General features: G+C 69.8%; 15 protein-coding genes. 2 read left to right on the top strand and 13 right to left on the bottom strand.

Features of this window, described 5'->3' with window-relative positions; translation table 11 throughout:
• Nucleotides 1-97: 97 nt before the first annotated feature.
• The 6 genes from ACZ6DT_RS00255 to dacB all read right to left on the bottom strand — a co-directional run bounded on the left by ACZ6DT_RS00255 (nucleotide 98) and on the right by dacB (nucleotide 6,764).
• Nucleotides 98-1,465 (bottom strand): WXG100 family type VII secretion target, encoded by a 1,368-nt coding sequence (locus tag ACZ6DT_RS00255; RefSeq protein ID WP_465586454.1) that lies wholly within the window; start codon nucleotides 1,463-1,465, stop codon nucleotides 98-100.
• A gap of 17 nt (nucleotides 1,466-1,482) precedes the next feature.
• The gene (locus ACZ6DT_RS00260) at nucleotides 1,483-1,848 is read right to left on the bottom strand and encodes a hypothetical protein (protein ID WP_465586457.1); all 366 of its coding nucleotides are present in this window, start codon (nucleotides 1,846-1,848) and stop codon (nucleotides 1,483-1,485) included.
• Between the two features lie 145 nt (nucleotides 1,849-1,993).
• Nucleotides 1,994-2,557 (bottom strand): hypoxanthine phosphoribosyltransferase, encoded by a 564-nt coding sequence (gene hpt / locus ACZ6DT_RS00265; protein WP_125786176.1) that lies wholly within the window; start codon nucleotides 2,555-2,557, stop codon nucleotides 1,994-1,996.
• Between the two features lie 13 nt (nucleotides 2,558-2,570).
• Nucleotides 2,571-3,545, bottom strand: a complete 975-nt coding sequence (gene tilS / locus ACZ6DT_RS00270; RefSeq protein WP_465586460.1) for a tRNA lysidine(34) synthetase TilS — start codon at nucleotides 3,543-3,545, stop codon at nucleotides 2,571-2,573.
• A complete protein-coding gene (locus ACZ6DT_RS00275; RefSeq protein ID WP_465588732.1) occupies nucleotides 3,542-4,570 on the bottom strand; it encodes a zinc-dependent metalloprotease in 1,029 nt (342 codons plus the stop codon). The genes tilS and ACZ6DT_RS00275 overlap by 4 nt, the downstream gene beginning before the upstream one ends.
• A 100-nt stretch (nucleotides 4,571-4,670) precedes the next feature.
• Entirely contained in the window at nucleotides 4,671-6,764 is a 2,094-nt protein-coding gene (gene dacB, locus ACZ6DT_RS00280; RefSeq protein ID WP_465586463.1) for a D-alanyl-D-alanine carboxypeptidase/D-alanyl-D-alanine endopeptidase, read from the bottom strand.
• A 152-nt stretch (nucleotides 6,765-6,916) separates the two neighbouring features.
• On the opposite strand from dacB, the gene ACZ6DT_RS00285 reads away from it, so the two are divergent.
• Nucleotides 6,917-7,435: an inorganic diphosphatase gene (locus ACZ6DT_RS00285; RefSeq protein WP_276364878.1), complete on the top strand. Its 519-nt coding sequence runs from the start codon at nucleotides 6,917-6,919 to the stop codon at nucleotides 7,433-7,435.
• 89 nt (nucleotides 7,436-7,524) lie between these two features.
• Here ACZ6DT_RS00285 and ACZ6DT_RS00290 read toward each other — a convergent pair whose 3' ends face one another.
• From ACZ6DT_RS00290 to ACZ6DT_RS00315, 6 genes are all read right to left on the bottom strand, one after another.
• The gene (locus ACZ6DT_RS00290; protein WP_465586467.1) at nucleotides 7,525-8,793 is read right to left on the bottom strand and encodes a serine hydroxymethyltransferase; all 1,269 of its coding nucleotides are present in this window, start codon (nucleotides 8,791-8,793) and stop codon (nucleotides 7,525-7,527) included.
• A 111-nt stretch (nucleotides 8,794-8,904) separates the two neighbouring features.
• Entirely contained in the window at nucleotides 8,905-9,318 is a 414-nt protein-coding gene (locus ACZ6DT_RS00295) for a CGNR zinc finger domain-containing protein (RefSeq protein WP_465586469.1), read from the bottom strand.
• Nucleotides 9,315-9,746 (bottom strand): uL11 family ribosomal protein, encoded by a 432-nt coding sequence (locus tag ACZ6DT_RS00300; protein WP_465586472.1) that lies wholly within the window; start codon nucleotides 9,744-9,746, stop codon nucleotides 9,315-9,317. Before ACZ6DT_RS00300 ends, ACZ6DT_RS00295 begins: the two co-directional genes overlap by 4 nt.
• Before the next feature lie 34 nt (nucleotides 9,747-9,780).
• Nucleotides 9,781-10,302, bottom strand: coding sequence for a gamma carbonic anhydrase family protein (locus ACZ6DT_RS00305; protein ID WP_465586475.1), 522 nt, complete (start codon nucleotides 10,300-10,302; stop codon nucleotides 9,781-9,783).
• 82 nt (nucleotides 10,303-10,384) lie between these two features.
• Entirely contained in the window at nucleotides 10,385-11,611 is a 1,227-nt protein-coding gene (locus ACZ6DT_RS00310) for a M14 family metallopeptidase (protein ID WP_465588735.1), read from the bottom strand.
• Between the two features lie 116 nt (nucleotides 11,612-11,727).
• Complete coding sequence (locus tag ACZ6DT_RS00315) at nucleotides 11,728-12,315, bottom strand: TetR/AcrR family transcriptional regulator (RefSeq protein WP_465586477.1); 588 nt, start codon at nucleotides 12,313-12,315, stop codon at nucleotides 11,728-11,730.
• 123 nt (nucleotides 12,316-12,438) lie between these two features.
• Between ACZ6DT_RS00315 and ACZ6DT_RS00320 the strand changes: the two genes are divergently transcribed.
• Entirely contained in the window at nucleotides 12,439-12,903 is a 465-nt protein-coding gene (locus ACZ6DT_RS00320; protein ID WP_044853710.1) for a GreA/GreB family elongation factor, read from the top strand.
• 137 nt (nucleotides 12,904-13,040) lie between these two features.
• On the opposite strand, the gene ACZ6DT_RS00325 is transcribed toward ACZ6DT_RS00320, so the two are convergent.
• Nucleotides 13,041-14,573, bottom strand: coding sequence for a PstS family phosphate ABC transporter substrate-binding protein (locus ACZ6DT_RS00325; RefSeq protein WP_465586480.1), 1,533 nt, complete (start codon nucleotides 14,571-14,573; stop codon nucleotides 13,041-13,043).
• Between the last annotated feature and the right edge of the window lie 34 nt (nucleotides 14,574-14,607).

A 14,607-nucleotide genomic window follows, 5' to 3' on the forward strand; every position in this document is an offset into this window, starting at 1 on the left:
TTTCCCTCCTCCTCCTCCCCCCCCCCCCCCCCCCCCCCCCCCCCCCACCCCCCCCCCCCCCCCCCCCCCCCCCCCCCCCCGCCCGGTGAAAACCGCTCTAGCGTTCGTCGTCTTCGGTCCAGGCGCCGATGACCGGCGGCGGGGTCGCCTCGTTGGCGCCGAAGGCGTCGTCCGGGTCCGGCTCGATGAGGAACGAGGCGTGCGTGTGCTCCTCTTCCTGCTCGGCCCGAGCGCCGGGGGCGCCCATGCCCATGCCGCCCATGCCTTGCATCGGCGGCGGGGTGGCGCCGATGGTGCCGCTGGAGGACACGATGCCCTGCTGCGGCACGGCCTGGGACGCGGCGCTCTGCGCGGGGGCCTTCTCGGTGGCCGCCGCGTCGGTGCTGTCGGTGTCCTTGGAGCCGGACTTGTTGCCCTGTCCGAGGGCCTTGGCGCCGGCGTAGCCGAGACCGCCGCCGAGCGCGGCCGCGGTGAGGGCTTGGCCGAGTCCGTTGCCGCCGCTCGCCGGGGCGTGCGGGGTCGCGATCGGGGCACCCGCGCCGGAGGCGACGCCGGCACCCGGCGCGACACCGGCGGCCGGCGGATTCCCCGCGGCGGGGGTGTAGCCGGCCTGCGAGAACGAACCCGAGTCCGGACCGGCGTGGATCGGGGCACCGGCGCTGCCCTGCGCGCCGCCGTAGCCGTGCGTCCCGGCGAGGACCGGGGTGCCCGAGACGGCGTTCGAGTTGAGGCCCGCGCCGCCGACGTTGCCGACACCGCTGAACGAAGCGCTGTTGTGCGTGGCGGTCGGCTTCATGCCGAGGGATTCGGGGCCGAAGCTCGGGGTCGAGCTGTCGACCTCGCTCATCTCCTTGGTGTAGGCCTCGAGGAACCTGGCCTGCTCCGCCCGCACTTCCTTGTCCTGGTCGGCGAGGGGCTTCTGGTCGGTGATCATGCCGACCGGACCGGCCGCGAGGGCCTGCGCCATCGCCTTCTCCGGGCTGTAGTCGGTCGGCTTCGGCATGAGCTTGACCTTGGTGGCCGCGTCGGCCTGCTTCTGCAACCTGTCCGACATCGTGTTCGCGGCCTCGGAGGCCTGCGAACCCGAGTTGGCGATGGCGACCAGCGAACCCTGCGCGGCGGCCGCGCCCTGTCCGATCCAGGCGGCGCCGAGTTCGGAGATCGCGTTGTAGAGGTCGTTCGAGGCCTGGCTCAGCTGACGGCCGTGCGAGCCCCAGGACTGGCTGATGCCGGTCGCGGTGCTGGGGTCGTTGCCGAGGTTGGCCTGGTTCCACAGGTCCTGGCTGCTCGGGGCGCTTTCCCAGTTCGGCGGGTTGGTGATGGCGCGGTCGGCGCCGATGTCGAACCCGTCGGAACGGCCGCGGGCGGACGACACGATGCCCTCGGCGTGCGAGTTGTCGCCGAGCTGGACCGGCGTGGTGCTGCTGCTCTCGCCGTAAGAGTCGGCGCTGTGCTTCGGTGGCATGGCTTTCTGACTCCCCCTCAGACGTTACGGAACGGCTCGGCGGCGGCCTGGTCGATCTCGTGGTACCGGGCCATCGCGGTCACGATGCCGGACTCGGCGGCCTCGTACTGCTGGTACAGGTTCTTGAGTGCCGCGGCGTAGGAGTCTCCGCCGCCGTCGGCGCGGTTCGCCACCTTCGCGGCGATCGCGTTGCCGACCGGGTTGTTGCCCAGCTTCGGCGCCTGCCCGAGGTCACCCGCGCGGTGCAACAGGGCCTCGACGGCGTCCTTGCCGGTGCGGATCTTGTTCAGGACGGTCTGGGCCGCGTCCGGGTCGATCCCGACCTGACCCTGGGCCGCGGCGTTCTTGAACGCGTTCGCGTCCGCCAAGCTGCTGTTCCCCATCTGAGCTCTCTCCGTTTCCCCCGGGCCAGGCCACGACGGCTTCGTCGACATTGGTCTTCGCATAGGTTAACGCACTTGATCGCAGCCTATGACGTGTTCTCGGTGCTCAGGGTTCCGCATTTCCGCGGACGCGGGCAAGCGGTTCTCAAGACGTGTAAACGTGCGGATCCAGCGTGCCGATGTAGGGCAGGTCCCGGTAACGCTCCGCGTAGTCCAGGCCGTATCCGACTACGAATTCGTTGGGAATGTCGAACCCGATGTACTTGACCGGTACGTCGACCTTGACCGCTTCGGGCTTGCGCAGGAGCGAGACGACCTCGAGCGAGGCCGGGTTGCGGCTGGCGAGGTTCTTCAACAGCCAGGACAGCGTGAGCCCGGAGTCGACGATGTCCTCGACGATGAGCACGTCGCGACCGGCGATGTCGCGGTCGAGGTCCTTGAGGATCCGCACCACGCCGGACGACGACGTCGCCGAGCCGTAGGAGGAGACCGCCATGAACTCGAGCTGCGAAGGAAGAGGGAGTGCCCTGGCGAAGTCGGTCATGAACATCACCGCGCCCTTGAGCACGCCGACGAGCAGGAGGTCTCCCCGCCCCGCGCCGGGGCCGTCGGCCGGATAGTCCGCGGCGACCTGCGCGGCCAGTTCGGCGATCTTGTCGTTGATCTGCTGCTCGGTGACGAGCACGGAGGCGATCTCGCCTTCGTACACAGGACGATCCCCTCTAGGTGGTGGACTGGGGTGCTTCGAGCAAGAGACTGCCATGCGCCCGCTTGGCCACCAACTCGCCGGGTAGCCAGACCCCGCCCTGCCCCCGCCAGTTCCCCACCAGCGCGTCGACCGAACGCAGATGGGCGTCGGTGAGTTCGCGGACCCCGGAGTCCAGCAGCCACCTGCGGAGGACGCGCCGTCGCAGCGCGGGCGGTTCGGTGGCGAGCACCGCGGCGTCGAGCCCTTCCGCGATGAAGGCGCGCAGGTGGACCTCGTCCGCGAGTGTGTCCAACGCCTCGGAGTCTTCGCGCAGTTGCGCCGCCGTGCGGGCGAGCGAGGCCGCGACACCGCCGGAAAGCACCTCCTCCAGAAGGGGCAGTACTTCCGTCCGTAACCGGACACGGGTGAACCGCGGGTCCTCGTTGTGCGGGTCCTGCCACGGGTCGACGCCGAGCGCCCGGCACGCCCGCCGGGTGGTGGCCCGGGTGACGCCGAGCAGCGGGCGTCCCCATGGCGGGTCGTGCGGCCGCATCCCGGCCAGCGATCGCGGTCCGGAGCCCCGGCCGAGGCCGAGCAGGACGGTTTCGGCCTGGTCGTCGAGGGTGTGGCCGAGCAGGACGAGACCGTGCCCGTCGGGGAGCGCCGCACGCAAGGCGCCGTAGCGGGCCCGGCGGGCCGCGGCTTCCGGTCCGCCCGCGCCCTCGACCCGCACCTTCAGGATCTCGGCGGTGCCGGCGCCCAGCTCTCGCGCCGTGCTCGCGGCTCGAGCGGCGGTCTCGGCGGAACCGGCCTGGAGACCGTGGTCGACGACGAGTGCCCGCACCTTCAGCCCGGCGCGCGATCCGACGAACGCCGCCGCTTCGGCCAGTGCCAGGGAATCCGCGCCACCGGAGACGGCGACGCAGACCTCCTCGGCGGTCGTCACCGATCCCAGAAAATCCCGTACGGCCGACCGCACGGCCGCGATCGCCGGCTCCGGTCCGCTCACCCGTGCAGGCGCCGCACCCAGGCCGCCGGATCGGTGATCTCGGCCCTGGTCGGCAACGTGTTCGGCGAAGTCCACACCGCGTTGAAGCCGTCCATGCCGACGGCGTCGACGACGTGCTTGGTGAACTTCGCGCCCTGTTCGTACTGGCGCAGCTTCGCGTCCACGCCGAGCAGGCTGCGCAGCACTCGGTCGATCAGCCCGCCGCCCTTGCGCCGGGCGGTGAACCGCGAACGGATCAGCTCGACACTCGGCACGACCCGCGGCCCGACGGCGTCCATCACGAAATCGGCGTGCCCCTCCAGCAGCGTGGAGAGGGCGAGGAGCCGGTCGAACACCGCGCGTTCGCCCGGCGACTGCAGGAGTTCGGCGAGACCGGCGCCGCCCGTCTTGCCCTTGCCGATCTGCTTGATGGTGTCCGGCAGACGGCCGACCAGATCGCTCAGCCCGTCCGCGTCCCGGCCGGCGAGCCCGCCGATCAGGCGCTCGACCTCGTCGGCGAAGTAGTCACGCAGCCAAGTGACCGCGGTGAACTGCAACCGGTGGGTGCATTCGTGCAGGCAGACCCACAGCCGGAAATCGTGCCCCGGCACGTCCATCGCACGCTGGGCGGCGACCACGTTCGGCGCGACGAGCACCAGCTGCCCACGGCGTTCCGGCCCGCCGAACGGGTCGTACTGGCCGAGCACGCGTGAAGCCAGGAAGGCGAGCACCAGACCGGTCTGGACACCGGCGCCACCGGCCAGCACGGGGGCCAGCGGGCCGCCGTGGGCCTCTGGCAGCGCACGACCGGTGAGCGCGTCGAGCCCCGCGGCGGCCGAACGGACCCAGCCGGGCCTGTCGACGACTTCGGCGGGCAGCAGCGGCAGGTCGAGGCCGAGCCCGGTCAGCTCGCGGACGTGCAGCTCCGCCTCATCGGTCAGCTCGCGCAGATCGGCGACGGCTTCTTCGGCCACTTCGCGGTCGACCGCCGGCCCGCCACGCACCAGGAGGGCGCCCGTCGAGGCGGCCAGGGACCAGTCGACCATCGAACGTGTCTTGGTCGGCGTTTCCTCAGTCACTCTCATGACGCTACCCGCTGGAAGACCGGTTTCCGTCCCGACTTCCTCACGCTCCGATTCCGGTCGCTCACCGGCAGCCGCACGTGTGCAGGGTCGCCGCGACGACGTCGAGCGCGGCCCTGCCCTTGTTCTGGTCCGAACCGGAGGACATCAACGCGAACACCAGCATCCGGCCGTCGGTGTCCAGCACCACGCCCGCCAGGGTGTTCACCCCGGACAACGTGCCGGTCTTGCCGCGCACCCAGCCGCGGCCCGCGGCCGACGCCGGATCGCCGTAGCGCTTCTCCAGCGTCCCGCTGCCGCCCGCGACAGGGAGGCCCGCCAGCAGGGGCCGCAGTTTGGCCGTCCTCGGATCCTTGCCGTCCGGTGCCGCCGCGACCTTGAGGATCTCGCTGAGCACCTTGGCCGAGATCTTGTTCTGGTCGGAAAGCCCGCTGCCGTCGTTGATCTGGACGCCGGTGAGGTCGAACCCGGCCTGTTTGAGCACGTCCATCGTGGCGGCCGCGCCGCCGGTGAACGACGGTTCGGTGCCCTTCGCGAGCGCGATCTGGCGGGCGAGGACGTCGGCCAGCAGGTTGTCCGAAAGCTGCAGCAGCGAGTTGGCGAACTCCGCGAGCGGCTGCGACTTGACCTCGCCGAGCACCTTCGCGTCCTTCGGTGCCGTCGTCGTACCGCCGGATTGGGCTTCGAGCTTCCCAGCGATCTTCTGGGTCAGCGCGGCCGCCGGGTTCGCGATGCGGGGCGAGTGGTCGTTCTTCGGGTCGGTGCGGCCGCCGTCGGCCATCACGGGCAGGACCGGCGCCATGTAGGTGTTGCCGGCGGCGGTGTCCTCCGGGTCCCAGCCTTTCGCGGACGTCGGCCCCTTGAACAGGCTGATGTCCAGCTGGACCTTGGAGATCTTGCCTCCGACGGCCTTCTTGACCTGGGCGACGAGGTCGTCGACGTGCGCGGCCCCCGGGTACAGCGGCGAGTCCGTGCCCAGCGGCAGCGACGTCAGCGAGGGGTCGCCGCCCGCGACGAGGACGACCGTGCCCGGGTCGGCGCCCTGGACGATCTTCGTCGAGAACCGCGTCCCGTGGTCCATCGACAGCAACGCGGCCGCCACGACGAGGATCTTCGTGGTCGACGCCGGGGTCAGCGAGGTGCCGGAGTTCTTGTCCCAGAGGACGTCCCCGGTCGCCGCGTCCACGACGGTGCCGGTGAGCGTGCCGAGGTCAGCGGCACCGGCGGGGCCGGCGAGCGCGGCCGCCAGACCTTCCTTCGTCGGCGCGACGCCGTTGACGTCCGGCCCCTGCAGGACCCGGGTGACACCGGCGGGCTTCGGGATCTCGCCCTTCGGCGCGTTCGGCGCCCAGGGCAGGCCGAGCCGGTTCGACACCTTCGGCATCGCGGCGGCGCCGCCCATCCCGGCGAGCAGCAGGACGACGACCAGGGTCGTGATCAGCAGGGCCTTGCGCTTGCGCTTCGGCTTCGGCGCGGGGGCGGCCTCGGCTGCCGGAGGTTCCTGGGGTTCCGGGGACGGCGGCTCGGGCCGCTGCATCCCGACGGTGGCTTCGGAGTCGGAGCGCTCTCCGGACGGCTCGATGCGGACCGGGCGCGCGTGCATGGTCGCGGACGGGACCGGCGCGGGAACCGGCGGCTCGACCCGGCGCTGCTCGGGACGGCGCGGTTCCTCCTGACGCTGGGGCTCCTGCCTCGGCTGTTCTTGCCTCGGCTCGGGCTTCGAGGGCTCGGCGTCACGATGTGGGGTGGCGGCGCCCCGGTCGAACTGATCCCAGTCCGGTTCGTCCTTGTGCTGCGGCTGGACCGGCTTGACGAAGAGCGTCTTCGGCTCTTCGTGCTGCTCCGGCTCGACCGGCGTCGCAGGCGTCACCGGCGTCACCGGGTCGAAGGCGGACCACCGCGGTGTCGGTGTCTTCGGGACGTCCGGTTCCTCGTCGATGTCACCGACCTCGACGACCGGCTGGAACCACGAGCCACTTTCGGGTGTGACCTTCGGCACTGACAGTTCTTCGGTCTTGCCGTTCGCCAGGCCCGACATGGGCAGCCAGACGGTGGCCTCGCCCTCCCCCTTGGCGCCCTTGGGCTCGGCGGACGAGGTGTCCTTGTCGTCCGACGGCCACCTCGGGACATCGTTTTCCGGCACGCAACGCTCCTTCATCCACCGTCCGGGGAAGGGGCCAAGCTCACATACGACCACATCGATGCGACCGCCCGAGCCCCCGTGGTCCACACTAGTGAAGACAAGACCATGAACTCGGTGAGCCGTCCGCGACGGCGGGGCGTACCAAAGACGAGAGCAGCGAGGCCGGCGTGGAATTCGACGTCACTATCGAAATCCCCAAGGGGGAGCGCAACAAGTACGAGGTGGACCACAAGACCGGTCGGATCAAACTCGACCGGACGCTGTTCACCGCCACGCAGTACCCCGCCGACTACGGGTTCATCGACGACACCCTCGGCCAGGACGGCGACCCGCTCGACGTGCTGGTGCTCGTCCAGGAGCCGACCTTCCCCGGCTGCCTGATCCGCTGCCGCGCGATCGGCATGTTCCGGATGACCGACGAGAAGGGCCCGGACGACAAGGTCCTCGCGGTCCCGACGAACGACCCGCGCCTGGAGCACCTGCGCGACATCCACCACCTCAACGAGTTCCACAAGCTCGAGATCCAGCACTTCTTCGAGGTGTACAAGGACCTGGAACCGGGCAAGAGCGTCGAGGGGTCGAGCTGGGTCGGGCGTTCCGAGGCCGAGGCCGAGATCAAGCGTTCGTTCGAGCGCGAGACCGACCGGCTGGCCAAGGAGGCCGTCGACGGTCCGGCGGCTCACTAGTCGCTTAAGCGTCTCGCTCGAAGTCCGTGAAGGCCTCCTTGAGGGACCCTGGGTCCCTCAAGGAGGCCTTCACGGACAGAGCAGGGGTGCTACGCCGAGTAGCCCGGGATCGGGAACGGCGTCAGGAACTCGCGGATCTCGGCGGCGATGGTGTCCAAAGCGGACTGTTCCTCGCCCGCCGCCGCGGTGATCGTGCGGTCGATCCAGTCCGCGACCCGCACCTGGTGCTCCGGCCTGAGCCCGCGCGTGGTGATCGCGGAGGTGCCGAGCCGGATGCCGGACGGGTCGAACGGTTTGCGCGGGTCGAACGGCACGGTGTTGTAGTTCAGCTCGATGCCGGCGCGGTCCAGCGCCTGCGCGGCCGGTTTGCCCGGCACGTTCTTGTTCGTCAGGTCGATCAGCAGCAGGTGGTTGTCGGTGCCGCCGGACACGAGGTCGTAGCCGCGTTCCACCAGCGCCTCCGCCAGCGCCTTCGCGTTGGCGACGATCGTGTGCGCGTACTCGGCGAACTCCGGCTTCCGCGCCTCGCCCAGCGCGACGGCGATCGCGGCTGTCGTGTGGTTGTGCGGGCCGCCCTGCAGACCGGGGAACACCGCCTTGTCGACGGCCTTCGCGTGGTCGGCGTCGGAAAGGATCATCGCGCCGCGCGGACCGCGCAGGGTCTTGTGCGTGGTCGTGGTGATGACCTGCGCGTGTCCGACCGGCGACGGGTGCGCGCCGCCGGCGACGAGCCCGGCGATATGCGCGATGTCGGCGACCAGGACGGCGTCGACCTCGCGGGCGATCTCCGCGAACGCCGGGAAGTCGATGGTGCGCGGGATCGCGGTGCCGCCCGCGAAGATCAGCTTCGGCCGGTGCTTCAACGCGAGTTCGCGCACCTGGTCGAGGTCGACGCGACCGGTCTCCTTGCGGACGCCGTAGCGGACCGGGGTGAACCACTTGCCGGTCGCGGACACGCTCCACCCGTGCGTGAGGTGGCCGCCGTCCGGCAGCGCCATACCGAGGATGGTGTCGCCCGGCTGCGCGAAAGCGAGGTACACCGCCAGGTTCGCCGGTGAGCCGGAGTACGGCTGGACGTTCGCGTGGTCGGCGCCGAAGACCGCCTTCGCGCGCTCGATGGCGAGGTTCTCGACCTGGTCGATGAGTTGCTGGCCCTCGTAGTAGCGCTTGCCGGCGTAGCCCTCGGAGTACTTGTTGGTGAGGACGGTGCCCGTCGCCTCCAGTACGGCCTGGGAGACATAGTTCTCGGACGCGATCAGGCGGATCTTGTCGTGCTGGCGTTTCGCCTCGTCCTCGACGAGCCCCGCGATCTGCGGGTCGGCGGCGGCGAGCGCGGAAAGTTCGGGCTGGTGTGTCATCGGAGGTACTCCTGCCGGAGACGGCCGGACCCAGGCGCGCGGTACCGGCCTTGTCGTCGCTTCCCGGTGGTGCTCCACCTCAAATGGCGCCAGTCGCTGGTGCGGACAAGCCTAGAGCACGGGCCGTGGCCCGGTGTGCGGACGATGTCCGGCGCACCACCGGCGGCTGCATCCGGCCGTGCGATCACAGAACGCCTGCGCGCACACGGCGCAGCGTTTGATCCGCCGCCAGCCGCCGAACGCGACGAGTCCGGCCAGCCCGGAGGCGCCCGCGACCAGGTCACCGCAGCCCGGCCACGACGTCACCTGCACGACGCGCCAGCCGTTTCCGGCCTCGACCAACCGGGGCGCGGCGCCGGTCCCGGCGAGGACGCGGTTGAGCCGGTCGGCGGCGGCGTGTTCGTCGGGCAGCGCCGAGACGATTCCGGCGAGCCACGGATTCTCTTGCGCCAGCAGCCTTTCCGCGACTTCGAGCGCCGGGTCGAGGTCACGGAAAGGCGGGACGATCACGTGCTTGCGCGTCACGGTTCTTCGATCGCGACGCCCATCGAGCGGGCCGTGCCCGCGACCGTGCGCATGGCCGCGCCGAGGTCTCCGGTATTGAGGTCGGGCAGCTTCCGTTCCGCGATCCCACGCAGCTGTTCCTGGCTCAGCTTCCCGGCCACCTCATGCCCTGGGCGGCCGGATCCCTTGCCGCCCAACGCCTTCTTGATGAGGAACGACGTCGGCGGCGTCTTCAACCGGAGTTCGAAGGAGCGGTCCTCGAACACCGACACGACCACCGGGATGATCTCGCCGCGGTGCACCGCGGTCGCCGCGTCGTAGGCCTTCTTGACCTCGACGAGGTTCACGCCGGTCTGCCCGAGCGTCTTCCCGAGATCGACCACCGGCGCGTCGCCGGCGGCCAACTCGAGTGTCGCCTGATGGGTCTTCTTCTTCGACTTCGGTGCCATACGCCCGAAGCTAGGGTCTCCAGTTACTAGAGAGTCAATCGATCGGCTTGATGCCCTCCGCGTGCCTGCGCGCCAGCTCCCGGTAGATCGCCGCGTTGTGCTCGACCCAGCCGCGGGCGGCGCCGTCGAGCGGGACGTGCTTCTTCGCCGGGCTGCCCATGGCGACCGTCTCCGGCGGGATGATCATCCCGGGTGTCACCGTGGCACCGGCGGCGACCAGGGCCTTCGCCCCGATCTGCGCCTTGTCGAGCACGGTGGAGCCGTTCCCGATCAGCGCCTGCTCGCCGATCGTGCAGTCGTGCACGAGGCACTGGTGCCCGACGGTGACGTTCTTGCCGACCTCGGTCACGCCACCGTTGACGTGGATGACCGAGTTGTCCTGGATGTTGGCGCCCTCGCGGATGAGGATCTTCCCGAAGTCGGCGCGCAGCACGGCGCCATACCAGACGGAAGCGCCCTTCTCGACGACGACGTCACCGATCAGGGTGGCGGTGGGGGCGATCCACGCTTCGGGATCCACCTGGGGACGGTGCCCCTCGAATTCGAACATCGGCATGCCCCGCACCCTATGCCGAAAGTCCGTGAAGGCCTCCTCCCTACCTTGAGAGTAAGGAAGGAGGCCTTCACGGAGCTGTCGCTCAACCGATGGCGGTGTTCAGCAGGAGGTCCACGGCCCTGTCGTTACGCGTGGTCTCCCGGACGATCACCTCGTCGGGCGGGTAGAAACCGGGGTTGGAGCCCCGCGGGTACATCTCGAAGGTGAAGCTCAGGATCTTGTGGGTGCCCCACATCCAGTCGTCGATCGTCCCGTCCGTGATGTACAGGTCGCTCGACTGCTGAGGCGTGTAGCCGTTGGTCGCCGCCAGCTGCCTGCCCACCGTCTGGAAACGCTGCGCCTCGGCCGCCGTCATGCCCGGCGCGGTGTCGTTGTAGGTGAAGCCGAACGGCCACAGCACGAGCTCCGAATAGGTGTGGAAGTCGATGCTCGCCTTGATCTGCTGGACGCCGCCGATCCTGCGTGAGTTCACGAAGTTGGACACGGCCCTGGTCTCCGGTGCGGAGAACGCCGACGGGCCGCGGTAGGTCTCGCTGGTCGTCGAGCCCGACGAACCGCCGCAGCAGCCCCAGTTGTAGGCCCAGTTGCGGTTGGGGTCGGTGCCGTTGCCCTGGCGGTTCTTGCGCCAGTACTTGTAGCTGCCGCCGGAGATGTCGTACTCCGAACCGTCCGGGTTGACGTTCGGGATCACGTAGATCTCGGTGCTGTCGACGAAGCGTTTGATCGCCGGGTCGGAGGCGTAGCCCTGGGTGAACCGGTTCACGATCCGCAGGCACATCTCGGTGGTGAGGTGCTCACGGGCGTGCTGGTTGCAGGTGAAGAGGACTTCCGGCTCGTTCTCGTCCGTGGCGACGTTGTCGCTGATCTTGAGCATGTTCAGCGCGCGGCCCTGGTACGAGTTGCCGACGCTGCTCAGCCGCGCGATCGAGCCGAAGTTCGACTGGGCGTTGCGCAGTTCGGTCGTCACCTCGGCGTAGTTGTGATAGCCGGAGTCCGACGGCGGGAAGTCGTTGATCGCGTTGGTACCGACCTTCTCCGACCTGTCGACGACGCCGCGCTGCTCGACGCGGAAGCCGAGCGAGCGGATCTTCGCCGCGTCGCGCGCTTCGCCGATCACCGTGGTCGTGGAGCCGGAGGTGCCGAGGACGTCGATGCCCAGCCGGGAGAGCTGGGTGCGCTGCTGCGCGGTGGCCGTGCCGAAGACCTCGTAGATCTGGACCTGCGCGTCTTCGGCCTGCTGGTCGGCGGTCGCCGGACTCGCGGCGACCGGGATGGTGAACGCCGCGACGGCCGCGATCGCCACGGCCATGCACCGTCTTATGCGCATCGTCGTCTCCTAGCTCTGGGCAAGGGAAGGGGTACCTCACCATGGCCGGAGCCGGAGGAGGGGAACAATCCGTAACGGTACGGATCTAATGCGTATTTCTACCCGTAGTTCGCGAAACAGAGCGCTTCGATGTCGCCGCGCAGTGCGGCGAACGGCCGCCGCCGGACGCGCTGCTGGACGATCGCGCCGAGCAGGTAGGACAGCAGGGCCCGTGCCCGCGCCCGCGGGTCTTCGACGTCGAGCGGGGCGAGCAGTTCCGCGAGCAGTTCGGTGATCGAAGTCAGCATGACGTCGATGGCCTGTGGATGCTGCGCGCGGCCCGCCGCGATCCAGTACTCGAACCAGAGGAAGGCCGCGTTCGGACGTCCGGAGAACTCGGCGAGGAAGGCCTCCAGCGCCGCGAAGAGCCGCTCGTCCGGGTGATCGTGCTTCGCCGAAACTTTGCGCAAATCGGCCGTGAACGTTGTGATATGCGCCGCCATCGCCCGATCGATCAGGACGTCGATGTCCGCGAAGTAGTAATGAATCGCACTCTTCGTGAGCGGCCCGGCCTCCGCGATCGCGCGAACGGTGCAGCCGGCGAGGCCGTCCCTGGCGAGCACGACACGCGCCGCTTCGACGATCTGTTCCTGTTTCTGCAGCTGATTGGGGGAGAGCCGCGCGCTGCGGCCGGGAACGGCGGTCACGAAGTTCCTTACACCAAGTAGTCAGGACATGAGCCCTGAAGCTTAGGGCAATCGTCCTGTCCGATCACAGCGGGTGAAAAATCTAGGTGGCTCACGGCCGATCCGTAGCGGACAATGCCCGGCATGGTGACCTCAGGGGACAACGGGTTCAGCCCGGCCGCGCGGCGGCAGCTGGAAAAGGAACTCGCCGATCTGCGTGCGCAGCGCGACGCGATGGCGCCGCTCGTCGGCGAGCAGGAACGAACCGGCGACGCCGCCGACCAGGCGGAGGTGCTGGACCGCGCGGAGGCCGCCGCCTACCTCGACCGGCGCATCGCCGACGTCGCGGCGAAGCTCGAGCACGGCGGCCGCAACAGCAAGGGCCTGCTCCCCGACGGCACCACCGTCACCCTCAGGTTCTCCGACGGCGACGAAGACGAACTCCACATCGTCACGATCCCCGGCGAGGACGCCGACGCCTCCACGGTCACCTCGGACAGCCCGCTCGGCCTGGCGCTCGTGGGCGCCAAGGAGGGCGACGAGATCAAGTACCGGACGCCGCGCGGGGAGACCAGCGCCACCGTCGTCACCCTGAAGCCGCCTGCCTGACCTCGGTCCAGTTGGTCGTGGGGGGGGGGGTGGTGGTTTTTCTCCCCCCCCACCCCCCCCCCCCCCCCCCCCCCCCCCCCCCCCCCCCCCCCCCCCCCCCCCCCCCCCCCCCCCCCCCCCAACCCGGCCCACCGCCTTCACGCGCCCGGACGGCACAGCACCGGATTCGCCAGTTCGGCGCACGGCCGGTGCCCGTGGGAGCGCACGATGTCCTTGCCGACCTGGTTGGTCAGGTACCGCAGGAAGCTCGCGACGAGCGAGTCCGCCTTCGGCTCACCGAACGTGTACGCGTACTCGGTCTCCCAGAACGGGTACGCCGCGTGGATCGCGCCCTCCAGGGTCGCTTGGTGGCCGTCGACGCGGACCGGCAGCACGTCCTCGCGTTTCGTGGCCGCGCCGAGTTCGCTGTAGCCGAGCGCGCCCGGCACGCGCGACACCGCGTCGAGGACGTCGTTCGTGGACGGCTTCGCGCACCGCACCACTCCCGGCTGGGCGCCCGGCGCCGGTTTGAGGCAGTCGTCGGAGTTGTCGCCGGGTTCGCGCTTGCCCGCCAGGATCCGCCCCTCGAACGTCCGCCGCGTGCCGGAGTCGGAATGCCGGTCGACGAGCCGGACCGGCCGGTCCTTGCCCCCGATCTCCTTCCAGTTCGCGATCTTGCCGTCGTAGACGTCGCGGATCTGCGCGAGCGACAGATCCTGGACGCCCGCTTCGGAGTTGATCACGAGCGTGAACAGCGAGAACGCGACCGGACGCGGCAACAGTCGCGGGAAGCCCTCGCCCTTGGCGCCGTCGGAGAACGCCAGCGTGCCGTCGTTCCCGGCCTGGTTCAGGGTGCCGAGCCCTTCCGCGCTCCCCCGGCTGTCGAAAGCGAACGACGCGCCCGGGCACGTCTTCGTGTACGAAGCCGTCGCTTCCTTCAGCACCGGCGCGAAAGCCGTCGATCCGGTGATCGTGAGCTTCCCGGACGCGCAGTCCAGCGGAGGCGGCTTCTCGTCGAAGAACAGTGAACGGGTCAGCTGGAAGATGCTGACCACGACGAGGAAGAGGATCAGCGCCATCACCGAACCCGTCGGCCCGGTGCGGCTCTTGGTCTCGCGGAGGCTGCCGCCCTTGATCTCGCCGACGACCTGAGGTTCGTCGAAATCGTCGGGCGAGCCGTTGGGGATGCGGTCGAGTACGGCGAGGATCTTGTAATGCGCACCCCGGTTCAGCGGCACCCTCGGCAGGTCGATCACCCCGGCGGGCCGTTCGGGATTCTCGTCGCGCGCGCCCCACCCGGAGTCGTCGCCGAAACATTCGTGCAGATGCGGCGAGCTGAGCTCGGTCACCACCATGCCGGCCACGGTGCGGCCGGGGAACTTCACGCGGACGCCGACCCGGTCGTTCTCGTTGACCGCGTAATCGTCGGTGTCGATGTCGGTGGTGCCGCTGTTCTCGATGCGCAGCAGCACGAACGACGGGTCGACGAGCCGCTCGCCGTTCTCGTGCTGCAGCTGCGCGAGCGCGTCCGCCGTCGGCGCGAACCCGCGTCCGGACGCCGTCGGGGTGTCCATCTGCACGCGGTAGCCGAGCCGTTTGCGGCCGACGAGCACGAACTCCCACAAGAACGCGACGGCCGGGACGGCGATCCCGACCACCGCGAGCAGGACGTCCCAGGGAAAGCCTTCCAAGACCAGCCTCCAGGTTCGGGAAATCGAACCTAAG

The organism is Amycolatopsis sp. NPDC041971 (assembly GCF_055588925.1).